15 protein-coding genes are annotated in these 24,776 nt (G+C 34.7%); 3 read left to right on the top strand and 12 right to left on the bottom strand.

Annotated elements, in window-relative coordinates:
• Positions 1-8 precede the first annotated feature (8 nt).
• Genes lspA through ribF form a run of 3 tightly spaced genes read right to left on the bottom strand, consistent with a single transcriptional unit; the run spans position 9 to position 4,309 of the window.
• Positions 9-524 carry a signal peptidase II gene (gene lspA / locus AB4J89_RS14770; protein WP_088493754.1) on the bottom strand — a complete coding sequence of 172 codons (516 nt, stop codon included), beginning with the start codon at positions 522-524 and terminating at the stop codon, positions 9-11.
• Between the two features lie 3 nt (positions 525-527).
• Entirely contained in the window at positions 528-3,338 is a 2,811-nt protein-coding gene (gene ileS / locus AB4J89_RS14765; protein WP_368469732.1) for an isoleucine--tRNA ligase, read from the bottom strand.
• A gap of 29 nt (positions 3,339-3,367) precedes the next feature.
• Positions 3,368-4,309 carry a bifunctional riboflavin kinase/FAD synthetase gene (gene ribF, locus AB4J89_RS14760; RefSeq protein WP_088493756.1) on the bottom strand — a complete coding sequence of 314 codons (942 nt, stop codon included), beginning with the start codon at positions 4,307-4,309 and terminating at the stop codon, positions 3,368-3,370.
• A 431-nt stretch (positions 4,310-4,740) separates the two neighbouring features.
• Between ribF and rpsT the strand changes: the two genes are divergently transcribed.
• The gene (rpsT, locus tag AB4J89_RS14755; protein WP_004248964.1) at positions 4,741-5,001 is read left to right on the top strand and encodes a 30S ribosomal protein S20; all 261 of its coding nucleotides are present in this window, start codon (positions 4,741-4,743) and stop codon (positions 4,999-5,001) included.
• A gap of 72 nt (positions 5,002-5,073) precedes the next feature.
• Here the strand turns inward: rpsT and nhaR are convergent, their stop codons facing one another.
• Both nhaR and nhaA read right to left on the bottom strand, forming a co-directional pair.
• A complete protein-coding gene (gene nhaR / locus AB4J89_RS14750; RefSeq protein ID WP_088493757.1) occupies positions 5,074-5,994 on the bottom strand; it encodes a transcriptional activator NhaR in 921 nt (306 codons plus the stop codon).
• Positions 5,995-6,184: 190 nt separating this feature from the next.
• Positions 6,185-7,363: a Na+/H+ antiporter NhaA gene (gene nhaA, locus AB4J89_RS14745; RefSeq protein WP_165125969.1), complete on the bottom strand. Its 1,179-nt coding sequence runs from the start codon at positions 7,361-7,363 to the stop codon at positions 6,185-6,187.
• Positions 7,364-7,804: 441 nt separating this feature from the next.
• On the opposite strand from nhaA, the gene AB4J89_RS14740 reads away from it, so the two are divergent.
• A complete protein-coding gene (locus AB4J89_RS14740) occupies positions 7,805-8,650 on the top strand; it encodes a DMT family transporter (protein WP_088493759.1) in 846 nt (281 codons plus the stop codon).
• A 64-nt stretch (positions 8,651-8,714) separates the two neighbouring features.
• On the opposite strand, the gene dnaJ is transcribed toward AB4J89_RS14740, so the two are convergent.
• The 5 genes from dnaJ to tal form a co-directional block, all read right to left on the bottom strand.
• Positions 8,715-9,854 (bottom strand): molecular chaperone DnaJ, encoded by a 1,140-nt coding sequence (gene dnaJ / locus AB4J89_RS14735; protein WP_088493760.1) that lies wholly within the window; start codon positions 9,852-9,854, stop codon positions 8,715-8,717.
• 105 nt (positions 9,855-9,959) lie between these two features.
• Positions 9,960-11,873, bottom strand: coding sequence for a molecular chaperone DnaK (gene dnaK, locus AB4J89_RS14730; protein WP_368469728.1), 1,914 nt, complete (start codon positions 11,871-11,873; stop codon positions 9,960-9,962).
• A 483-nt stretch (positions 11,874-12,356) separates the two neighbouring features.
• A complete protein-coding gene (gene mog / locus AB4J89_RS14725; RefSeq protein WP_368469726.1) occupies positions 12,357-12,944 on the bottom strand; it encodes a molybdopterin adenylyltransferase in 588 nt (195 codons plus the stop codon).
• 224 nt (positions 12,945-13,168) lie between these two features.
• On the bottom strand, positions 13,169-14,152 hold the full coding sequence (locus AB4J89_RS14720) for a tetratricopeptide repeat protein (RefSeq protein WP_088493763.1): 984 nt from the start codon (positions 14,150-14,152) through the stop codon (positions 13,169-13,171).
• 183 nt (positions 14,153-14,335) lie between these two features.
• The gene (tal, locus tag AB4J89_RS14715) at positions 14,336-15,289 is read right to left on the bottom strand and encodes a transaldolase (protein ID WP_088493764.1); all 954 of its coding nucleotides are present in this window, start codon (positions 15,287-15,289) and stop codon (positions 14,336-14,338) included.
• 304 nt (positions 15,290-15,593) lie between these two features.
• On the opposite strand from tal, the gene yaaA reads away from it, so the two are divergent.
• Positions 15,594-16,376 carry a peroxide stress protein YaaA gene (gene yaaA / locus AB4J89_RS14710; RefSeq protein WP_088493765.1) on the top strand — a complete coding sequence of 261 codons (783 nt, stop codon included), beginning with the start codon at positions 15,594-15,596 and terminating at the stop codon, positions 16,374-16,376.
• Between the two features lie 64 nt (positions 16,377-16,440).
• Here yaaA and AB4J89_RS14705 read toward each other — a convergent pair whose 3' ends face one another.
• Together AB4J89_RS14705 and AB4J89_RS14700 are read right to left on the bottom strand one after the other, a co-directional pair.
• On the bottom strand, positions 16,441-19,986 hold the full coding sequence (locus AB4J89_RS14705) for a hypothetical protein (protein ID WP_368469725.1): 3,546 nt from the start codon (positions 19,984-19,986) through the stop codon (positions 16,441-16,443).
• A gap of 62 nt (positions 19,987-20,048) precedes the next feature.
• Positions 20,049-24,629, bottom strand: coding sequence for a hypothetical protein (locus AB4J89_RS14700; RefSeq protein WP_368469724.1), 4,581 nt, complete (start codon positions 24,627-24,629; stop codon positions 20,049-20,051).
• Positions 24,630-24,776 lie beyond the last annotated feature (147 nt).

The following is a 24,776-nucleotide window of genomic DNA, read 5'->3' as shown; positions in this document are numbered from 1 at the left end:
TTGTCTGATTACTTTTGCTTTTTTGCATCTTGAGGACTGACATTTTTATCAGGAAAAAAGCTCTCAATAATGATAAGCCCTGCACCAATACAAATCCCCATATCAGCAATATTAAAGGTAGGCCAATGCCAATCTCCGATATAAACATCAAGAAAATCGATAACAAACCCATGGATCAGACGATCAGAGAGATTACCCAATGCTCCGCCAATAATTAGCGCATAAGCAACGTTACTTAGTTTGGCACTCGCTTTGTTTTTATACATCATTACCAATAACGTAATGCAGATTGCCAATGCAATCAGTGCAAAAAACCAACGTTGCCATCCCCCTTTATCTGCTAAAAAGCTAAAGGCAGCACCATAGTTATGGGCGTAAGTGAAATTGAAAAAAGGCATCACGGCAACAGATTCATACAGACGAAATGTCTGCATGAAATACTGTTTCGTTCCTAAATCCAACACCACTACGGCGACGGCCAGCCATAGCCAGCGTAAACCTGTAGAGCAAAGTGTTTTCTTCATTAATTAAGCAAACTTACGTTCTTCACCGTTACCGGCTACGTTAGTAACACAGCGTCCGCACAATTCAGCGTGTTCCGCTACTTGACCGATATCTGTCGCATAATGCCAGCAACGAGGACATTTTTCACCATCTGCTTTGTTAAAGGCGATTTTTAAACCCGCCATATCAGAAGCTAATGCTGTTTCTGGTGCTTCATTAATATCTGCCACTTTCGCTTGAGAAGTTAATAAAACAAAACGCAGTTCGTTACCTAACGCATTTAACTTATCTGCTAAAGCTTTATCTGCATACAGAGTTACTGATGCTTCTAAAGAGCCACGCAGTTGTTTATCTGTACGAGCTTGCTCTAATACTTTGTTGACTTCACCACGAACGGCAAGTAATTCAGCCCAGTAGTCATCATTTAAGGTTTCTGATGCATCTAAGCCAAATAAATCGGTATACCATTCTTCCGTTAAGACATATTTTGCACGTTCACCCGGTAACTCATTCCAGATCTCATCTGCTGTGAATGACATAACTGGCGCCATCCAACGAACTAATGCTTCGCTGATATGGAATAACGCAGTTTGACAACTACGACGAGCAACACTATCGCTTTTCGCGGTGTACTGTCTGTCTTTGATGATATCTAAGTAGAAAGAACCCATTTCCACTGAACAGAACTGCATTAAGCGCTGAATAACATTATGGAAATCGTAATTTTCATAGTGTTTTAGGATCTCTGCTTGTGCTGCTTTCGCGCGACCTACTGCCCAGCGATCAAGTGTCACCATCTCTTCTGGCTTAACTTGGTGTTTTGCAGGATCAAAACCATTTAAGTTCGCTAAGAAGAAACGTGCAGTATTACGAATACGACGATAAGTATCCGCAGAACGTTTTAAGATCTCATCAGATACAGCGATTTCACCGGTGTAGTCTGTTGATGCAACCCATAAACGCAGGATATCAGCACCCAGTTTATCCATTACATCTTGAGGACTGACTGTGTTACCGATAGATTTAGACATTTTACGACCTTGTCCATCTACGGTAAAACCGTGTGTTAAAACTTCACGGTAAGGCGCTTTACCTTTGATTGCAGTCGAGATCATCAGTGAAGACATAAACCAACCACGATGTTGGTCAGAGCCTTCTAAGTACATATCTGCTGAATTACCGTGGAATTCTGGACGATCGTCAACAACCGTTGAGTGGGTTGATCCTGAATCGAACCAAACATCCAGTGTATCTGGCGTTTTCATGTAATCGTCAGCTTCATCACCCAGCACTTCACGGATATCTAAATCCCACCATGCTTGAATGCCGCTCACTTCAACACGTTTTGCAACTTCTTCCATCAACTCTAAAGTACGTGGATGCGGCTCTTGAGTCTCTTTGTGAACAAACAGAGACATTGGCGTACCCCAAGTACGTTGACGAGAAATACACCAGTCAGGGCGGTTTTCAACCATTGATTCAATGCGTGCTTGACCCCAATCAGGTATCCATTTAACACTTTTGATCTCTTTTAATGATTGTTGACGTAAACCGTTTTTATCCATGCCAATAAACCATTGTGGTGTTGCACGGAAAATAACTGGTGTTTTATGTCTCCAACAGCAAGGATAGCTATGCTGTAAGGCTTCGTGATGTAACAGCGCGCCTTTTTCTTTTAGCAATTCAACAATGACATCGTTCGCTTTAAAAACAAAAACGCCATCTAATGTTGGGTAAGTACCTGCTAAGTAGCAACCATTTGGTCCAACTGGGTTTGCAACTTCTAAACCGTATTTTTGACCAACAACAAAGTCATCAGGACCATGGCCTGGTGCAGTATGAACAGCACCTGTACCCGCTTCTAACGTAACGTGATCACCTAAAATTGCAGGTACATCAAAGCCCATAAATGGATGATTAAAGCGCAGTAGCTCTAAATCAGCACCTTTACATTCACCTAAAACAGTCCAGCTTGTTACGCCAATACGCTTCATTACGCCTTCAACAAGATCAGCGGCTAAAATCACGCATTCATCGTTAAAAGAGACTAAGACATAATTAAATTCTGCATTTAATGCGATAGCGCGGTTAGCAGGTAATGTCCAAGGCGTCGTTGTCCAGATAACCAAAGAAACTGGTTTATCCGTTGTTGCATGGAATTTGGCAGCAACAGCACTTGGATCAACGGCGGTGAAACGCACATCGATAGAAGGTGAAGTTTTGTCGTAATATTCAACTTCAGCTTCTGCCAATGATGAGCCACACGCTGTACACCAGTGAACAGGCTTAGCCCCTTTTAACAGGTGACCATTTGCGATAATGCGCGCTAATGCACGGATAGTATTCGCTTCAGTTTTATAGTCCATTGTAAGATAAGGTTTTTCCCAATCTCCTAGAACACCTAAACGAATAAAATCTTTTTTCTGTGCTTCAATTTGCTCGTAAGCGTATTTACGGCATTCCTCGCGGAATTGCGCTGCAGATATTTTCTCTCCTGGTTTACCTACAATTTGTTCAACTTTTAGTTCGATAGGTAACCCGTGACAATCCCATCCTGGAATGTACGGAGAATCAAAGCCTGACAGCCCTTTGGATTTAATAATAATATCTTTGAGAATTTTGTTTACTGAGTGACCAATATGAATATTGCCGTTGGCGTATGGAGGGCCATCGTGCAAAATAAATGTTTTCTTACCACTTTTAGCCTGACGAATTGCTTGATACAAACCTTCTTTGTACCAACGTGATAACATCTCTGGCTCGCGCTTTGCTAAATCCCCGCGCATAGGGAACCCTGTTTCTGGTAAGTTCAGGGTATTTTTATAGTCACTCATTCGATTCTCAGTTCCAATTTTCCGCTAGTTTATGACTCCGACCGCTGCGATAAAAAATCCCTAGCAGTAGCCACATCATCTGCGATTTGCTGCTTCAATGCATCCAATGATGCAAATCGCTGTTCATTACGTAATTTCTTTCGTAACACAACATCAATACGACGTCCATATAAATCCATATTAACGTCGATTAAATGAACTTCTAATTGTACGCCCCTCCCTTGTACAGTAGGACGACTTCCGATATTTGCCACACCGGGTAAAGGTGATTGATTATCTGATAAATAGACATCAACGGCATAAACGCCTTTAACGGGTGCAACTAAGCGTTTCATAGGAATATTGGCTGTCGGAAAACCAATAGTTCTACCCAATTCATTACCATGAACAACACGCCCACAAACGCTGTAAGGGTGTCCTAATAGTGATTCAGCAAGGACTAAATCATCATTGAGTAACGCTTCTCGTACCGCAGTGCTACTGATACGCAATCCTTTATCGCAATAACTTTCGGTATTAGCGACTTCAAATCCATATCTTGCACCAGCTTGTTGTAAAAAGTGAAAATCACCTTCACGGTTTTTGCCAAAGCGAAAATCATCGCCAATAGCAAGAAACTTCACCCCTAATTTATTCACCAATAGTGATGAAACAAACTCTTCTGGGGTTTGCGCTGCAAATTGTTTATCAAATTTGACACACAAAAGGTAATCAATACCACATTCAGCCAAATACTTTATCTTGTCTCGTAAGCGAGTCAGACGTGCTGGCGCTTTTTCTGGCAAAAAGAACTCAAGTGGTTGAGGCTCAAATGTCATCACAACTGTAGGTAACCCTCGCTGTGACGCTTCTTGCTTCAAGTGTTTCAATAATGCCTGATGGCCTCTATGGACACCATCAAAATTCCCAATCGTCAGAACGCAACCGTGGTGTAGCGCTCTAATATTTTGTATACCGCGAATTAGCTCCATAACTGGCTCAATACCGTGGAAATTATTGGATTATACCTTGTCAAAGGCTTGAGAGTAACCCAATATATCAATGTTTATTGATGAGTAATATCTCGACAAGTCGATTCACTGTTATTCTTAAATTTGATTGCTCACATCAAACAAAAAATGGACTATCACTCACTTCTTGGTTATAAAATCGCATAAAATCCAACGTAGATCCTATTAGAATCTATTATTTATTACTCATATACACGATTTTGATGATTTTTTCACTCAAAAGACTGTATTCTACCCGTCTTAACTGATAAAATCTTGCGCCATCACAACGAAACAAGTGTCGCGTACAACGACGCTAATTTTGTATAAATCCATTGACAAACTTAGGTTGAAAAGGCATATTCCTTCACCTTTGTATTTGTCCTCGCTAGAATATATTTGGGAGTTGGAACTTGGCTAATATCAAATCAGCTAAGAAACGTGCGGTTCAGTCTGAAAAGCGTCGTCAGCACAACGCAAGCCGTCGTTCTATGATGCGTACTTACATCAAAAAAGTATACGCAGCAGTTGCTTCAGGTGATAAAGAAGCAGCACAAAAAGCATTTAATGACATGCAACCAATTGTTGACCGTCAGGCAACTAAAGGCTTAATTCACAAGAATAAAGCTGCACGTCATAAAGCTAATCTGCAAGCACAAATCAAAGCAATGTAATATTGCTTTCTTGTGTTATAAAAAACCGGCTTATGCCGGTTTTTTATTTTCTACTTTTTAACCGCAACTCACTTATGGGTTTACAACACTCTTCTTATCTCCATTAAAGAGTTCTGAAAAATCAGTATTACAAACACGTTGAACGGCTGGATGTTGGATCATTCGCTCTGCAAAAATCGCGTAATACTCTTCTTTTACCGTATCAAGCATCCCAATCTCTTCGATATTACTATGGGCAAAAGTTTCATCGGTATACAGTGAAGGCGCTACAAAAATAGCATTATAATTTAAACCAAATGCTTTCATTAATGCCGCGTCATCAAACTCACCCAGTATTTCCACTTGAAGGTTTTTGTTACGTATCCATGTTAACAAATGGCGACCTAACATATATCGGCGGCCCGGAATGAGGAGCTTTCTCTCTTCTAAACATTCAGGAAATGGTTTTTCAGGAAGAGGATGACTGCAAAAAAAGCTCATATTACATTCGCCAAGTTTTACAGAGAACAGACCTTCTTGTTGTGATGAATCCACAGGGCAATCGGATAGGATCATATCCAGCTTATGCTGACTTAATTGTTCGAGTAATAGTTCATGAGTCGATTCAAAACAACGCAGATGAATTTGTTCATTATCAATAACAGCTGTTTCTAATACGCGACTGACTAATTGTTTTGATAATGCATCCGCAACACCGACATCAAACAGTAAATTCGATTCACGACTGTAGTTGACGATATCCAGCATTTCTTGGCTAAGCATAAACATTTTATCAGCATAACGAAAAATGAGCTGCCCCAATTCTGACGGAACCAACCCTCTTCCTTGGCGTTTAAATAATTTGCCACCCAATCTTTCTTCTAATGCTTTAATTTGCCCTGTAATTGTCTGAGGTGTCAGATACAGCGCTTGCGCTGCACCCACAACAGAGCCTTCTTTACACACATGCCAAAAATAATAAAGATGGTTAAAATTGAGATGTGACACCCGCATAGTTATCTTCCTTTCAACTTCTGTGCTTCAAACACAGACTATGTAATAACGCATTAGTTTACGATTGGCTTTCCTTGCATCCAATCCTCATAAAAACACCTACGGCACAATACACTGTATTGCACCGTAGGTTTAAATATATAGCTCGGTATTTATTGTGTTGAGAAACTCAAATCCGTAATGAACTTCCCTATATTGACTTTGTTTTTAACTTCGGTAAAACAGAGCGAAGTAACAAATATCCCACAACAGCGGCTACCGTTGAACCAACTAAAATACCAAGCTTAGCGTAGGTATTATAAGCTTCATCCGCGCCATCGAATGCCAATCCTGCGATAAAGATAGACATAGTAAAACCGATACCACATAGCACAGATACTGCAAATATTTGTTTAAGGTTAATCGCATCTGGTAATTTTGCAATGCCTAGTTTTACCGAAACCCAACTAAAGAGGAATATTCCAATCGGCTTACCTAAAAATAGACCTAACGCGATACCTAATGGTAAGGCAGACAACATACCATCAAGCGTTACACCATTTAAAGAAACCCCTGCGTTACTAAATGCAAACAGCGGTAAAATAAAATAGGCAACCCAAGGGTGCAACACATGCTCTAATTCTTCAGAAGGAGAATCCCCTTCTTTATTTCTTAATGGGATAAGGAATCCAACAATCACACCCGCAATCGTCGCATGAATACCTGATTTTAAAATACACACCCACAAGATGAACCCAAGAATTAAATAAGCGGCCGTATTACCCACTTTACGCCAATTCATTATGCCCAGAGCAATCACGATTAAACCTGCCAAAGCAAGAGGCATTAGTGCAATACTCTTTGAATAAAAGAGTGCAATAATAACGATCACACCTAAGTCATCAATGATAGCCAATGCTAATAAGAAGACTTTTAATTCAACAGGAACACGCTTGCCAAGTAACGCCATAACACCCAATGCAAAAGCGATATCTGTCGCGGCTGGAATTGCCCAACCCTGCTGTCCAACGGCATCAGTATGATTAAACATCAAATAAACCAATGCTGGAGCTAACATACCACCCACCGCAGCTATCGCAGGGAAAATTGCTCTATCACGCTGAGCCAAAGAGCCTTCTTTTAATTCGCGTTTAACTTCTAATCCCACTACTAAGAAAAAGATTGCCATCAAGGCATCGTTTACCCAAAGTAATAATGGTTTATCAAGTTCGAATGCACCGAATTTGATCATAATGGGAATAGATAAAAACTCATTATACAAAGCACTTAGAGGTGTATTCGCCATAATCAATGCGATAATAGCAGCAATAATCAGAAGAATACCGCCTGATGCCTCTAATCTCAAAAATTGTCTAATAATTGCCGTCATAATATTAACCTCAGAATCACTAATCTTGTTAATAATATGCTAATCATGGATTCGTAAAAAACAGATTATTTATGGATAATAACTCGGATTATCCGAGCTAAATAAGAAATATTAAGAAAAACAAGATGAATAAGATCAATTCATCAACATAGTTTTTCAATAGTGAAAAAAAGATAATAATTAAGAGTTACAATGATAACTAATTGAATATTAATATTATTTTTCATTATTCAGTAAAAACAAGCGTCTTTTTTAATAAATGATGCCAATTGATAAAATAGCTAAAACGTATTAATTTTTATTACTGAAAAAATGGCGTTTACTCCCCACCCTTAAAATCATCTCAAATGATAAAAAAGAAATAGTGGCGTATTTACTGTTTAACCACTGTGCTATTGTTTTATAAAAAATTACCCTTTCCATATTAAGGTTTCTATCAATATGTCGATTACTGTTTTTATTGCCGTTTTATTTGCTGCTATCTTTCATGCATGCTGGAACGCATTGGTTAAAGTAGGCAATGATCGATTTTTAGGGATCTCATTACTGACTTTCTTTTCTGGTGTTGTAACACTACCCGCCCTGTTTTGGGTTGGGCTACCTGATGTTGGTGCATGGAAGTGGCTTGCCCTTTCTGTTTTATTTCATATTGGTTACACACTCTCTTTAAGCCGTTGTTATACCTTGGCTGATTTTAATCAGGTTTATCCTATCTCTCGCGGTAGTGCGCCATTAATGACCGCTTTTCTTGGTTTCTTTCTCTTTCATGAAACACTACCAATAGCTGGCTTGCTAGGCATTTTATTTATCATTTTGGGTATTATCCTTATCTCACGCAGTAGGAAAATAGCAGAGTTTAATTTACGTAAAGATGCACTCTTTTTTGCGCTGCTTACCGCATTATTTACCGCCAGTTATACCCTATCCGATGGTAATGGCTCTCGTGTAGGTGAAACACCTTTTGCTTATATTTTATGGCTCTTCTTTTTAAATGGTATTGCAATGTATTTACTTGCTTGGCTTCGTTATCGCCAACATTTAAAAGCCAAAATAAAAGATTATTGGAAACCCGCATTTTGGGGTGGGATCATGCAATTGGTAAGCTATGGCATTGTGATATGGGCGATGAGTCATGCGTCAATCGTACTTGTGGCTGCGTTAAGAGAAACCAGCGTGTTATTTGCCATGATCTTATCTGTCTATCTGTTAAAAGAGCAATTTAACCGTAAACAGCTATTAGCGTGTTTAGTGATTTTAGCGGGTATTGTTGCTATCAAGATAGGGTAACTTCAAATAAAAAAGCCTGATGACAGTCTTTATCATCAGGCCTTTTTGAAGGTGGTAAGAAAAATTATTTGGTTAAATCATCAAAGAATTTTTTCACACCATCTAAGAAACTTTTAGAGCGAGGAGTGTTTTTCTCACCACTCTTGCCACCGAATGATTCACCCAGTTGCTGCATTAACTCTTTTTGTTTCTCATTGAGTTTAACAGGTGTTTCAACTACAACGCGACACATTAAGTCACCAATACTACTACTGCGTACTGATTTAACACCTTTACCTTTCATGCGGAACATTTTACCAGTTTGTGTTTCTGCTGGAATTTTAAGTTTCACACGGCCATCAAGTGTTGGGACTTCAATTTCACCGCCCAAAGCAGCAATAGCGAAGTTAATAGGGACTTCACAGTAAAGGTTATTGCCATCACGTTCAAAAATATGATGCTGACGAACATGAACCTGTACGTATAAATCACCTGCTGGTGCGCCATTTTCACCGGCTTCACCTTCGCCGCTTAAGCGAATACGGTCGCCGGTATCAACACCGGCTGGAATTTTGACAGATAGCGTTTTAGAGCGTTCAACACGACCATCACCATGACATTTAGAGCAAGGCTCTTTAATCACTTTACCGCGACCATGACAAGTTGGACATGCTTGCTGTACAGTGAAGAAACCTTGACGTAAATGAACCTGACCAGCACCATGACAAGTAGAGCATGTTTCTGCTGATGTGCCCTCTTTAGCACCGCTACCATGGCATTTGTCGCATGTTTCTAGTGTAGGTATACGAATTTCTTTAGCAACACCACGAACCGCTTCTTCAAGCGTTAGATCCATGTTGTATTGTAAGTCAGAACCACGCGCTGCGCGTTGTTGACGGCGACCACCACCAAAAATATCGCCAAATACATCACCAAAGATATCACCAAAGTCAGCACCACCGCCGAAGCCGCCGCCACCTTGACCACCAAATCCACCTTGTTCAAATGCAGCATGGCCATACTGATCATAAGCAGCACGCTTTTGAGCATCACTTAAGATTTCATAAGCTTCTTTGATTTCTTTGAATTTTGATTCTGACTCTTTATCACCTTGATTTCGGTCTGGGTGATATTTCATTGCTAAACGCTTATATGCGCGTTTAATTTCTTTTTCGTCGGCAGTTTTACTTAAACCGAGTACTTCGTAAAAATCTCTTTTCGCCATTCTAGATTACCCTTGACATAAGCACACGGGCGTTGAGTTTCCTCGACGCCCGTGTTCGGTATCAGTAACTATTCACAGGTGAGTTACCGCGGCCCGTTAAGGGCATTATTTCTTGTCTTTGCCATCAACTTCTTCAAATTCTGCATCGACAACGTCGTCATCTTTCTTCGCACTTGCATCAGCACCTGCTGCACCTGCTTGAGCTTGTTGTTGTGCGATTTCTAGCAGTTTTTCAGAAGCTTCAACTAATGTTTTAATTTTTGCTTCAATAGCGTCTTTATCTTCGCCTTTAGAAGCAATTTCTAACTCGCTTACCGCTTTTTCGATAGCTTCTTTATCGTTCGCTGGTAATTTATCGCCCGCTTCTTCAATTTGTTTACGAGTACCGTGAACTAATTGGTCAGCTTGGTTACGAGTTTGTACTAATTCTTCAAACTTACGGTCAGCTTCTGCGTTTGCTTCTGCATCACGAACCATTTTTTGGATTTCATCTTCATTTAAACCAGAAGAAGCTTTGATTGTGATGTTTTGCTCACGACCACTGTTTTTATCTTTCGCTGATACATGCAAGATACCATCAGCATCGATATCAAAAGTAACTTCGATTTGTGGCATACCGCGAGGTGCTGCTTGAATACCATCTAAGTTAAACTGACCCAGTGATTTGTTATCACTTGCACGTTTACGTTCACCTTGCAATACGTGAATAGTTACAGCAGATTGATTGTCTTCTGCAGTAGAGAACACTTGGCTATGTTTAGTTGGGATTGTGGTATTTTTTCCGATCAGGGAAGTCATTACACCACCCATTGTTTCGATACCTAAAGACAGTGGTGTTACATCAAGTAACAGAACGTCTTTAACATCACCCGCTAATACACCACCTTGAACAGCCGCACCCATTGCAACAGCTTCATCTGGGTTAACGTCTTTACGTGGCTCTTTACCAAAGAAATCAGCAACGGTTTTTTGAACCATTGGCATACGAGTTTGACCACCAACCAGAATAACGTCGTTAATTTCGCTAACTTTCAGGCCAGCATCTTCTAATGCAACACGTACTGGTTCCATTGAACGTTTAACTAAATCTTCAACTAAAGATTCCAGTTTTGCACGAGTTACTTTGATATTTAAGTGTTTAGGGCCAGTCGCATCTGCCGTGACATATGGCAAGTTAACATCTGTTTGTTGTGCAGAAGATAATTCGATTTTCGCTTTTTCTGCTGCTTCTTTCAGACGTTGCATTGCTAATGGATCGTTACGCAGATCAATGCCTTGCTCTTTCTTAAATTCATCAACTAAATAGTTAATTAAACGGCTATCGAAGTCTTCACCACCTAAGTGAGTATCACCATTGGTTGACAGAACTTCATAGGTTTTTTCGCCATCAACTTCATCAATTTCGATGATAGAGATATCGAATGTACCACCACCTAAGTCGTAAACCGCGATAGTACGGTTGCCCACTTCACGATCTAAGCCGTAAGCCAGAGCAGCCGCTGTTGGTTCGTTAATAATACGTTTAACTTCAAGACCTGCGATACGACCCGCATCTTTAGTTGCTTGACGTTGAGCATCGTTAAAGTAAGCAGGAACAGTAATAACTGCTTCAGTAACCGCTTCACCTAGATAGTCTTCTGCTGTTTTCTTCATTTTTTTCAGGACTTCAGCAGATACTTGTGGTGGAGCCATTTTGTCGTTACGCGCTTCAATCCAAGCATCACCGTTATCAGCTTTTACAATTTTGTAAGGCATGATAGCAACGTCACGCTGAACTTCGTCATCTTCAAAACGACGACCAATTAAACGTTTGATGGCAAATAAAGTATTTTGTGGGTTAGTCACAGCCTGACGTTTTGCAGGTTGACCAACTAAGATTTCACCATCTTGTGCATAAGCAACGATTGAAGGAGTAGTACGATCGCCCTCACTGTTTTCAATAACCCGGGCATTTTTGCCATCCATTACAGCAACACAAGAGTTAGTTGTACCCAGGTCAATACCAATAATTTTACCCATTTAAACGCCTCCAAAGAGAATTCTTTATCAATTTGACTACCAATCTATATGAGGATGAATATTCATTTTTCAAGTCACAAATTAATAGACTTAACAACATCATCTCGAAGCGGATATAAAATCAACGCAACTCAATAGTGGTAATTGCAGTTGAAAAGAAGATGGGGTCATAAATACATTCATCAAGGGGAATAATGAAAAAAAATGCAAAAAATGCGAAAAATTTATATCTGAGAATAAAGAGAGGATTAAAACTTGTTATTTTTCATAATGTTAGATTGGTTACAAATAGCATTATGACTTATCTGAAATGCTTTTTTAAGACTAGGCTTAAAATAAGAACATAATCAATTGAAAAATAACACTTTTTATTTTTCGTAATAAAAATATCAAATAAATATAAGGTTACTTTTGCGTTATCCAAACTAAGTCAGAACATTTCCTAGCCAGAAGTTTGATGGCAAAAATAACCTCTTACCTCATTTATGCTGAAGTAGAACGGCGAGCTGATTTAGGTCTAAAGGCAGCAACAATAGCTTCATTTGTTTCGACATAAGGGCCATCAAGCAGTTGAATGCAGTACGGTACACTGGCAAAAATACCACTCACAATCACATTGCCATTGTTATCTTTTAACCCTTCCAGCGTTTCTGCGATGGCTTTAGGTTGCCCCGGCAGATTTAGAATTAACGCTTGGTTACGGATAACACCAACTTGGCGAGATAAAATAGCTGTAGGCACAAATTTCAGACTAATTTGGCGCATTTGTTCGCCAAAACCAGGCATTTCTCTGTCTGCGATAGCCAATGTAGCATCAGGAGTGACATCACGACGCGCGGGACCTGTCCCCCCTGTTGTTAACACTAAATGACAGCCAACTTCATCAACAAGCTCACACAGTGTTTGTTCAATCATAAGTTGTTCGTCAGGAATTAAGCGTGATTCGATATGAAAAGGCGTTGTTAATGCAGCTTTTAGCCAAGCTTCTAAAGCGGGTAAGCCTTTATCTTCATAAACCCCACTTGATGCACGATCAGAAACAGAAACTAACCCTATGCGTAATTCGTTCATATCAAACCTCAATTAATCAATAACCATCTAACTTGCGCGCAGATATTATCATGAGAACACAAGAGAATTAAAAAGAATCTCAATATATTACTGATATTTAATATTGGATTATTGAGAATAGATAATAAAGAAATGATAACAATCTATTTTTATTTGGCTTTAACTGAAATTAAAAAAGGGAGCATAAGCTCCCTCTCTTTAATATTGAACAATATTAATGAATATTATTCATCAATATATTTAGTAATATAAGAAGCTGCCAATTTTTTCGCTTCAGCTAATTGTGCTGCATTTAATGCACGAGCAGTACGTTTTAACATAGCTTCATCACCATCACCATTTTCAACAGCAACAGAGAACCATGCATAAGCTTCTTTCAGGTCGCGTTTAACGCCTTTACCGTAGTAATAGTTTAAAGCAAGGTTATTTTGTGCCAGACCATTACCTTGTACAGCTGATTTTCTATACCATTCAACCGCTTTACGCGCATCTTTAGCAACGCCATCACCTTCGTCGTACATTACGCCTAAGTTATTTTGCGCATCACGATTACCTTGGTTTGCTGCTTTGGTATACCAGAAAACTGCTTTAGTACCGTTACGTTCTACACCTTCACCATCATCATAAGAAACAGCAAGATTATATTGTGCATCAGAATGGCCTTGTTCTGCCGCTTTGGTATACCAAACTACTGCTTTTTCATGATCTTGTGCTACACCGATGCCTTCATCATAAGAGATACCAAGGTTGTATTGTGCATCACTATCACCTTGTTCACCGGCTTTAGTATACCAATATACTGCTTTCTCATGATCTTGCTCTACGCCATCACCATCATCATAAGAAACAGCAAGATTGTATTGCGCTAAAGAGACACCTTGAACAGCCGCTTTGTTATACCAATAAACCGCTTTTTCTGCATCACGGTCAATATCATCACTCATGTCATACATAAGTGCTAAATTTAACTGTGCTTCAGCATGGCCTTGCTCTGCCGCTTTGGTATACCACTCCAGTGCTTTTTGTGCATCCTGCTCAACACCTTCTCCATTCTCATATTTTACGCCCAATTGATACTGAGATGCTGAGTTTCCACTTTCAGCACTTTTTTCAATTGCAGGTAAAGAGAATGCCGTTTTGCTTTCTGCCATTGCAGCGCCACTAAAAAATAACGATGCAAGTACCGTTGCCAAGACAATCTTTTTCATAATTCACCAATAATAAATAGAGTATTTTAATAATATATTTTTATAATTATTACCGGATAAATAATATATTCCAATCAATTTAATCTTAAAATTTACTTAAATGTTATTTTGAGAGAAAAAAAATGAAAATACCCATCTATATAAGATGGGTATTTAAGATTTTTATAAGAATTTAACGACGAATTATAATAAATCCGCAATCATTTTCTCTAATTTTTCCTGATCGACAGCAAATTTACGAATACCGTCAGATAATTTATCTACTGCCATTGGGTCAGCGTTGTGATCCCAATAGAATTGAGCTTCAGTGATAGCTTCTGGACGTGCTTTCACTTCACCTTTGTAAGATAATTTATGTTCAACTTCACCTTCAGCTTCTGATAATTCTTTTAACAGAGCTGGAGCAATAGTCAGACGGTCACAACCTGCTAATTCTAAAATCTCACCCATATTACGGAAGCTTGCGCCCATAACAACAGTGTTATAACCGTGTTGTTTGTAATAGTTATAGATTTCAGTAACAGAAATCACACCTGGATCTTCAGCAGGAGCAAATTCTTTTTTATCTGTATTGGCTTTATACCAATCCATGATACGACCAACAAATGGAGAAATCAGGTAAACACCTGCTTCAGCACATGCACGCGCTTGAGCGAAAGAGAACAGTAAAGTCAGGTTACAGTTGATACCTTCTTTTTCTAATTGCTCTGCGGCACGGATACCCTGCCAAGTAGATGCTAATTTGATAAGAATACGGTCGTTGCTGATACCGGCATCATTATAAAGTTTCATTAGATGACGTGCTTTTTCGATACACGCTTGTGTGTCGTAAGAAAGACGTGCATCAACTTCTGTTGAAATACGACCAGGGATCAGTTTTAAAATTTCTAAACCGATATTTACTGCCAGTTTGTCGCAAGCATCAACGATTTGTTGTTCACGAGAATCGCTTTGTGAACGAGCCCATTCAATCGCTTCATCAATTAATTTACGATATTCAGGAATTTGAGCTGCATTTAAAATTAAAGATGGGTTGGTAGTTGCGTCTTGTGGCTGATACAGTTTCATTGCTGCGATGTCACCAGTGTCAGCAACAACAGTTGTCAGCTTACGCAAAGAAGTCAATTTGTTGGTCATTTTGTTTATCTCATCTACTAGGTAAATCTGTTTGCAGTCACCTGCGGATATCTATTGATAATAACATGGACTGCTCACACTACAAGACGCTTAGATTCATACAAAGCAATTATTTGAATGCCAAACGTTTTCGCAAAACAAAAGCGGAAAAAAACAGAAGATAATCACAGGCTGAATCGTTTAAATTGTCGAATTTTACGACAAATAAGAGAAACCATTGTTTTTTCCTATTACTATAATTTAGTCTTTAATCAAAAGAATTTGCTATATTTGGTCAACATTAAAATAACGTATCGAGGGAATTATGCTAATCACCATTTCACCAGCTAAAACACTGGATTTCGAATCGCCTTTAGCAACAACGCACTTCACCCAACCTGAATTGCTAAAATATTCCCAACAACTTATCGAAGAATGTCGAAAATTATCATCCAGCGACATCGCAAGCTTAATGAAAATAAGCGATAAACTCGCAGGATTAAATGCTGCTCGTTTTGGTGAATGGCAACCTAATTTCACACCAGAAAATGCACGCCAAGCTATTTTGGCGTTTAAAGGTGATGTTTATACTGGAATGCAAGCTGAGCTTTTTTCTGAAGATGATTTTCAGTTTGCACAACAGCATTTACGCATGCTTTCTGGTTTATATGGTGTACTTCGCCCTCTTGATTTAATGCAACCTTATCGCCTTGAAATGGGAATAAAGCTAAAAAATAACAAAGGCAGCGATTTATACCAATTTTGGGGAAATACCATTACAGAAGCATTAAACAAAGCACTGGAAGAACAAGGTGATAATGTTTTAATCAATTTAGCATCTGATGAGTATTTTAAATCAGTGAACCCGAAGACGCTCAATGCTGAAATTGTTAAGCCTGTTTTCCTTGATGAAAAAAATGGCAAATATAAGGTTATCAGCTTCTACGCTAAAAAAGCCCGTGGATTAATGAGCCGTTTTATTATTCAAGAAAAACTGACTAACAAAGCACAACTTAAAGAGTTTGATCTTGAAGGCTATCAATTTAATTCAGCAGGATCAGAGGGCAATACCCTAGTATTTAAACGCGCTGAATCTATGGCGAAATAGATATCGTTTAAATTGAATATTCAATAATTAAATAGCCCTAATTAAAGGGCTATTTTTTTAACCCTTAATACTCCCAAGACTTTACCACCACTGATAATGGCGACCATACTGATGGTGGAGTAAATTCGCTACCTTGCATTATCGTTAATTGTTGCTCATTAAACTGTGCCATTTCTTGAATAACCGCAGCAAGAGACTGCGCTGAAATCACACTTTGTTTCTCAATAATAGAAATGGTTTTATCTGCTTCATCTTGCGGTCTTTTTACAGTTAAAACAAACTGATTATCCTGTGTTTTATACTGCATATCATCGCCTACTTGAGAAGCAATAAGCTTATCGTGTTCTGATAATCCTGAAATAAAAAGATGACTATTGTTCCCCTCATCATAAACAGTTACTTCACCATAACGCTTTTTCACAATATAAACATTATTACCCGTACCACCACTTAAATAGTCATTGCCTGATTCGGAAATTAATAAGTCATTTCCACTTCCTGCATTGAGATTATCATTTCCCTCTCCAGCAATTAAAATATGATGTCCGTGGTTAACGACAATATGATCATCCCCTTTTCCACCATTAATGACCGAACTATTTTTATTACGATTAACAACAATATCATTCCCTTCCATAGGCTCAATAATTGATAATAAGTCAACTGCCTGATTCGATTTTTTTTGAGAAGCAAGTGAATAAAATGACGAATGAGAAAGAGAATATGCAGATAATGTCTCTTTATTTAAAGAGAGTGATTCAGGGATCATAAGTACATCATCTTCTGCTGTTATCGCTAAATTTAAATCAGCAATAGGAACAAGCAAACGTTGCCGACTCTCTTTTGTAGGAAGAGTAAAAACTATATTATCTTTATCAATAAAGCGAACCTGCATTCCTGAACCCCAAATAGCATTAATGTGAGAAGGTTCAAAAGCCAACTTTAAATGAGCATCTGGGCGATAACGATGTAATAGAACATTATTATGAAGCATTAAATCAAAACCGCTAATATCAGATAGAAAGAAATTACTGGTATCGTGATGAGATAGTTTTTCGCTATTATCAGGAAATAAAATATTAATTTTGTCGTTTTTGTTAGAAGCTAAAAATGTTTTAATTTGATAACTGTCGTTGCCTGAACTTAGTGCAATAAACGAATTTTTTGTGATACCAAAGTAATGATTATCCCGAGAATTACCCTGAAAACCAAACCGTAAGTTCTCTCCCGCAGAAAATCCGCTGTATTTTAATTGTGGCAACAAGCTAATTGTTTTATTTTTATTCAAATATGAAAGAGATAAAGAACTATTATTTTCATCAAGATATAATAATTGAAGCTTTTCTTCAGTGTTATCATATTTATCTATATAACTAAAATCATATAATATATTATCTTTAATAGCTTTATTTTCATTCACTGCTAATATAAAACCATCCATTGTTGTTAAAGTATATTGATGAGCTAATGAATAACTTTCTCTACCAGAATACACATTTCTCAGAGTTATTAAATGATAAATTGGTTCGTTATATTGATTCCCATCATTCACTTTAATATAAAAAATAATATCTTTCCCTTGACGACGAATAGAAGATATTTCATCAAAATGATAGTTTAACCTTACAATACTAGATTCATTTTCACTTTTTTCATTAACAATTGTTTCAAACTGAATATTATAACTATTCTTTAAAGAAGCTCTTAAAATAAGATAATTATCAGTTCCATCACCACCTTCTGCGTATCCCTCTTGTAAAACTAAAGTATCATTTCCATCTAATCCATATAATAAATCAGCACCACCAACACCATCTAAATAATTATCTTCTTGATTACCATAAATAGTGTCGTTGCCAAATTCGCTACCAAAAATATTTTCAATACTGTCTAAATAAGCAATAACTTCGTGATCTTGCAATACAATATTAGGCATAGTATCAGTTATTTTCGTTGAATAAAGATGCTCATTTTCTTGGTAAAGAAAAAGTTTAGAATGAAAATTTTGACTATTTGTTTGATCTAATGAATGCTTAAATTTGACGTAATTATCTAACAAACTAATTTCATATCCTTGATATTTATTTGTTATTTTTACAATACGAAGGGTATCATTCCCTCCTCGCCCATAAAAACGACTCGCATAAAGTGGAGACTCTGAGGTAAATAAATTAAATATATCATTTTTATTTCCTCCACTTAATCGCTTAGTTCCATTATAAATATCAAAGGTATTCTTAGTATTTGAAGGAGCAGCAATAATATCATTACCATTATGAGTGTTAAAATAAAAATCTTCATTCTCACTCCAGCCAGATGAATAATATTTTCCACTCTGATTAGATTTAATTAAATCTTCTATTATTTTATTTTCATCAAATAATAAGATACTGTTTTCTCTCGTTGTTTTCATCTTTTTAATAAAATCATCATCAACAATATTATCAAAAACAGGTGAGTCATTGTCAGAAATAATATCTAGAGTATAACGTTTTAATTCATCGACATAAAAATCAATATCAAAAATAAGTGTTTCATTCGTCGCTATTGCTTCTTTAGGAAGATAGTATTTATATTCTGTTTTTTCTGCGCGTAAATGATAAGAAAGCGAAGCTATTGTTTCTGCTTCTTCTTGGCTTATATTTAATGATATTCGTTGAGCAATATATTCTCCTAAAGGATTTAAAATTGAATCTAATGTTTTTCCCATTAGGTTAGGTATAACTTTATAGTAATAATATTCTTGATAAATTTGTTTTTCATTAGTGTAAAAATAACGACTAAGGTGAGATTGTTTTTTTATTTCCTCAAGATAACTAATCGCTTTCTTATCAATCATTGCTTCTAATTGATTTTCTGTTTCTAAATAGATTATTTCATTTTTTTTATCAGGAACAAGATCCCCCATTAAAAAGGCATAAAACCCGTTATTAAGCTCTTCTAGTGGTGTAAAATGAACTTTTGTTTTTGCTTCTTCGATAAGCCTTGCCGCATTATAAATTGAAGTTGCTAAAGCGATAACAGCGCCAGCAACAATACCAATAGGGCCTGCAATAGTGGAGCCTGCAAGCATCGCAATAGAAACCCCCAATGTGATTAATCCTGAAACAACGGCAAAAGAGCCATTGACAATATAGTCGATGCGTTGTTTTTCACTAGTTTCAACTGAAATTTGGCTAAAATTATCGTAAGCATTATAAATATCGAATCCAATAGAAAGCACATTAAGCCCAATGCCAATTCTTGTACTTATTTTATTGACGTATTCTAATGGATTATGTCTATATTTTAGTAACCCTTTAGCTAAAGTAATTTCAATCATTTCGGAAATGCCATTGTAAGCCATTTCAGACCACATAATGGCTAGATTATTAATGATCTCTTTACGTTCTTTTGCGGCTAATGATGGATTATTGAGCTGTTCAGCAAGCATAAATGTAGCGTTAATTGATTGCCACATACCAAACGTAATATTAGCGTAGCCGATTTTGCTAATGATTCGCATATGTCGAGGGATATTTAACGAATTTTTTCTCAATGTATTCCAATCAGTAATATCATAGTTTTTACTACCTAATTTAATAATTTCAGAGAGCCTTTCAGATGCCATTAAATAGTCAATCCTACTTGTATCATTAGAAAGTAGGTACTTAATTTTGTTTTGTTTGTTATTCAATAAAGTTCTAAAAAGTGAAATAACTTTCTTATCTTCTTCACTACCTGAGAGTGAAAAAAATAATCATTAAGATGATGGGGGAAAAATGTTAATTTTTCTTCCCATTTAGCTAAACTATTCAGCGAGATTGAATCTATATTTTCATTATTTATTTTCGCACCTAAGCTAATTAATAATCTTTTATCAAAAGATATATCATTTATTTTTACTATTTCTTTATTTTTATTAGAGGCAATATTATTTCTGCTATCGAAGAAATCCAAAATATTTAAATTACTTGTTTTATCAAGTACTTTAGTGGGTGAGTATCCTTCAACACCTTTTTTATTATTCTCTATACAAATAACACTCTGAAGAGTGTCGATTAAGCCTTTATAGTTTTCAAATGTAGAAATATTATCAAGTAATACTCGATATAAAGTGCCTTTTTTATTTTCATCAAAAAATGAAGAAAGTAACTCTTTTGATAGTAAACTTAAGTTATTTATTAACTTAGGATTATCATATATAGCATGCACAACCTCAATAGCTTTATTTGCCTTTTCTGTTAAAGAGAGAGCGTTATCTTTATATTGAAAAGTAAAAAAGACATCATCAAAAGAAACTTCCCCCATTAAATATTGATTAAATTTTTTATTAATCAATGGATCATATATTGCCTGCTGTAACTTACTTTTAATCATGCTTTTTTCTGAAGCATTAAAAACAGCAGATAATTCATCTGAGTATATTAAAAGTGCATCATGCATAGAAATATTATTATTAATTATTTTATCACTTAACTCTTTTAAGATTACTCTATGCTGTTCAGCATTAATAATATCTACTTTATTAATTAATGTTCCAATCTGTTCAATCGTAAGTTGATAACGATTATTTTTGATATAATTAAAAATATCTAATATTGTTATATTATCGGAATAATCATAAATTACCGTTTTAATCTCTTTTTTATAGCCTATATTAAATTTGTCATTATCACGATAATTAGGATATAAATCGGAAGTAAATCGGTATAATTTTTTTGTTGAAATTTTATTTTCACTCGTTACCTTATCTTCTATTGAGATAGGAATAAAACGACTATGTTCCAGTTCAGGAATAATGACATTAGATAGTGCTACGCTTGTTAGCAAAGGTTTATCAATATATTGCTTTTCAATAATAGGTTTAATAATGACACTTTCTTTTGAAAGTGAAACCATATTATCACTAATTTGATAAATTGGCATATTTAGTCGTTGAGCAATACCTTCAATAAAAAAATCACCATATTGATAACTTAGCAACTTCTCTCTTTTGGCAAACACAATGGTTCTTTCATTAAAAAACTGATTTTCTAAAATAATATTATATAATTTTTCAACTTCATTTTTCTGTTTAATAAAATCTTGATTAAAAAAAACCTTATCACTATTTCCAGCTACTATAATCCGTATTTTATTTTTTATACAATAATCGAGAAAATGACTTACTTCTGACTTATCTTTTAGATAAGACATTAATTCTTCACTTTTAATACCATTATAAAAATAATTTATAATATCATCTTGATAAACAGAGTCTATATTATCAACAATAATATTGTCTATCTCTTTATCAGTAAAAATCGTATTTTCAGAAAATAAAAATTTAAACGTTTCTTTATTATCATCAAATAATAAATAGCTACAATCTATTTTATTCTTGTTTTTATTTAATGACTTTTCTAAAAGAGTACGAGGATCATCTTCATTAAGATAGAAATTATTTTGATGATAATCATAGTTTTTTTCACGATAGTTATTAAGAAAATAATTTTCTAATTGAGTTATTTCATGAATAATCATTCTATTAGCAAATTGATGATTTATAAAAAGATCAAAATATAAATCATGATAAGAATTTAAGCTTCCCTCTCTTTTCAAGTCTATTTTATTTTCAATAAACCTGATTAATTTATTTACATTATCATGTTCTTTATATTCTAATAATTTTTTATAATTTTCTTTTAAATGTAGTTTACTTTGATCTTCTATCAAAAATGTATTTTTTAACTCAGGAATATCAATTCCTTTAATTATTTCATTTAAGTATTGGTAATTTTCTTTAAATTCAATTGTATAATCATATCCATTGATACCCACGCTTCTATTTTTATCCAATAGTAAATAAGGGCTTTCAATAATATTATTGTAAATAAAATTACTAACGCCATTTCTCCCACCATTAATTTCATTAATCATTAATTGATAAAATTTTGCAGCAACTGAACTATTCTTTTTAGATAAGGCTATTAATTTATCTTTCCCATAAATTAACTCATCATAAAATAATTTACTTTCTAACTTTTCTTTTACTTTATTTAATATATTAATAAGAGACATATTTTCATTATCATGATTAAAATATTCTATTTTATTAATAAGAGAGAAACTTGCTGATAATTTATCAAAGTATATATTTCCTTCTAAGACATCTATTAAAGAAATTATTTTATTTAATAAAACAGATTTATTCCCTTTTAATAAATAACTATTAATTTTAATCAACTCACGATAGTATATATCACTAAACTCAACATAATTCTTATCTCTTCTTATTTCTTGAAAATTATCAAATTCAGATTCTTGAATATTTATATCACCATTATCATTTTTATTTAAGATAATCTTACTAGCTTTATTATTTTTTATTATTTCAGAAAGATAATTTTTTATTAAATAAATTCCTTCATCGACATTTAAATCTTTTACAATAACTTCTATAATTTTATTATCTCTTTTAAGCTCAACAATAAGATCTCGCTGTTCATTATAATGAATAATACGCCCTGTAATGTTGTCATTGAAAGGTAATGAAAAACCTATTTTCTTTATATTTTCTGCAACACCTTTATTTATCTCTACATTATTATAATCCCAAACACTTTGGTAATTTGAAACTTCACTTTTTTTATACTCATCAAAGATAATATATTTCTCATTATCAATTTCATGCGAGCCATAAAAGTCCATTTTATTATCTAGCACTTCTTTTATAGACGTAATACTCGAATATTCTAATAACTCACTATTAGAATCAAATAAAGAAAATTTATAATTATTCTCAGAATATTTTTTATAAGAAATAGCAATGGCATGATCTTTAAAGGCAATAATAGAATAATAATCATCATAATTCTTCATAACATCTACTAAGTGTTTATTAATATTATCTTTATTAAAGACTACTTTTTTAACCTGCGATCTTTTTAGTCCCCGATGCTCTAGTATTTGACTATATTCAAGTGATTTTAGTGCATCAAAAACAAAGTATTGTAATTTTTCACCTAATCTCTCCATTTGAAAGTGTTGAGAAATTATAATACTCTTAATTTCTTTAATTAGGTTTAATATCTCATACTCTTGTATACTATTAAATAATATAGAATCCAGTTTATCGACTATAGATTCTTTTTCATTTTGATAAGAGCGTATATTTTCTTTTAACCAGAATAAATATTTATTTCCTCCTTCTAAGCCATTATTTCTAACTTCAACTAAATAATTTAAACTCAACCCATAACATAATCCAGCTAAAGTATGAACATGACTAAAATCATAATTAGTTTCAGTAGAAGCAATCAGATTAACTCGACTCATAACTCTTTCTAAAGGCTTTAATAGATCGGTATATTGTGAAAATCGCTTCATAATATTATTTTTTATTTTAGTAATAAACCAACCCGTACCCACTTTATAAAGTAAATGTTCTCCACTCTCTTTTATCTGACCGTATTTAGATTTTGCAATTGTAAATGCTTCTTCTATATCATCGACATAAATATGTAGTACTTTTTCTGTATTTTCTAATTTATCTCTGATAATAAAAATATTTTTATATGAATAACTTTCATTTAATTCAATAGATATGTATTCATTAACATTTATTTGTTTCTTTTTCTTAATATCATTAATTATTTCCCTAAGAATATCTTTATTATTTATCTTCCAATTTTCTATATTATTAAAATAGCTAATATATTCCTTCCTATTATAAAAACGGTAATATAAAAAATCACTATTACTGTTCTCACTTATAATATTATAAATTTTATTTATTAGCTCATTCTTATTATAAAAAAAATCAGCATATCCATCAAAGTTAATAATTTTAAAATCATTATTTTCACTATCTATTTGTATAAATAGCTTATTATCTTCAAATTCCAAATAGTAATCACCAGATAAATTATTCTGAATTAGTAGTTTCAATCGTTCTTTTTGAATTTTACTGGATTCTCTACATGCTAATTTAGCGCTATTCAAAAACAAAGCCTCTATACTTGAATTAATTTCTTTTCTAATAAAATCAATATTTTTTGTAAAATCATTCTTATGATACAGCAAGAAATTATTCTCTATTTTTTCTAAAAATTCATCTGCAGCGTATTCATTTTTAGAAATAAAAATAGAAATATAATTCTCAGTTAATATTCTTTTTACAGACTTTATCTTGAAAAATAATTCAGACCTATTTTCTTTTATATGATTTTCTATTTTTAATACAATGCTATTAATATTATTTTTAAACGTTATTTTTTTGAATCCATTCATATTTAATTTCCTTTATCCTAATTAATTCGCTTACTGGAAATAAAATATATAAATTTATTTTTACCTTTTTTAAATACTGATTTTCCTATTTCAGATAAAAAAAATAGCCCAACACTTTGTTGAGCTATTTAATTAAATACGTATCTA

The organism is Proteus sp. STS61-E, from assembly GCF_040932335.1.
Classification (GTDB): Bacteria; Pseudomonadota; Gammaproteobacteria; order Enterobacterales; family Enterobacteriaceae; genus Proteus; species Proteus mirabilis_B.
Note: the sequence above shows the minus strand (reverse complement) of the source record. Positions and strands in the feature narration are given on the sequence as shown.

What these genes read in the sequence shown, in the direction of transcription:
- AB4J89_RS14740 (WP_088493759.1), top strand. Translation starts at nt 7,805, where the DNA reads ATGTCGATTACTGTTTTTATTGCCGTTTTATTTGCTGCTATCTTTCAT.
- mog (WP_368469726.1), bottom strand. Translation starts at nt 12,944, where the DNA reads ATGAACGAATTACGCATAGGGTTAGTTTCTGTTTCTGATCGTGCATCA.
- dnaJ (WP_088493760.1), bottom strand. Translation starts at nt 9,854, where the DNA reads ATGGCGAAAAGAGATTTTTACGAAGTACTCGGTTTAAGTAAAACTGCC.
- AB4J89_RS14705 (WP_368469725.1), bottom strand. Translation starts at nt 19,986, where the DNA reads ATGGCATCTGAAAGGCTCTCTGAAATTATTAAATTAGGTAGTAAAAAC.
- dnaK (WP_368469728.1), bottom strand. Translation starts at nt 11,873, where the DNA reads ATGGGTAAAATTATTGGTATTGACCTGGGTACAACTAACTCTTGTGTT.
- ileS (WP_368469732.1), bottom strand. Translation starts at nt 3,338, where the DNA reads ATGAGTGACTATAAAAATACCCTGAACTTACCAGAAACAGGGTTCCCT.
- nhaA (WP_165125969.1), bottom strand. Translation starts at nt 7,363, where the DNA reads ATGACGGCAATTATTAGACAATTTTTGAGATTAGAGGCATCAGGCGGT.
- nhaR (WP_088493757.1), bottom strand. Translation starts at nt 5,994, where the DNA reads ATGCGGGTGTCACATCTCAATTTTAACCATCTTTATTATTTTTGGCAT.
- ribF (WP_088493756.1), bottom strand. Translation starts at nt 4,309, where the DNA reads ATGGAGCTAATTCGCGGTATACAAAATATTAGAGCGCTACACCACGGT.
- lspA (WP_088493754.1), bottom strand. Translation starts at nt 524, where the DNA reads ATGAAGAAAACACTTTGCTCTACAGGTTTACGCTGGCTATGGCTGGCC.
- yaaA (WP_088493765.1), top strand. Translation starts at nt 15,594, where the DNA reads ATGCTAATCACCATTTCACCAGCTAAAACACTGGATTTCGAATCGCCT.
- AB4J89_RS14700 (WP_368469724.1), bottom strand. Translation starts at nt 24,629, where the DNA reads ATGAATGGATTCAAAAAAATAACGTTTAAAAATAATATTAATAGCATT.
- AB4J89_RS14720 (WP_088493763.1), bottom strand. Translation starts at nt 14,152, where the DNA reads ATGAAAAAGATTGTCTTGGCAACGGTACTTGCATCGTTATTTTTTAGT.
- tal (WP_088493764.1), bottom strand. Translation starts at nt 15,289, where the DNA reads ATGACCAACAAATTGACTTCTTTGCGTAAGCTGACAACTGTTGTTGCT.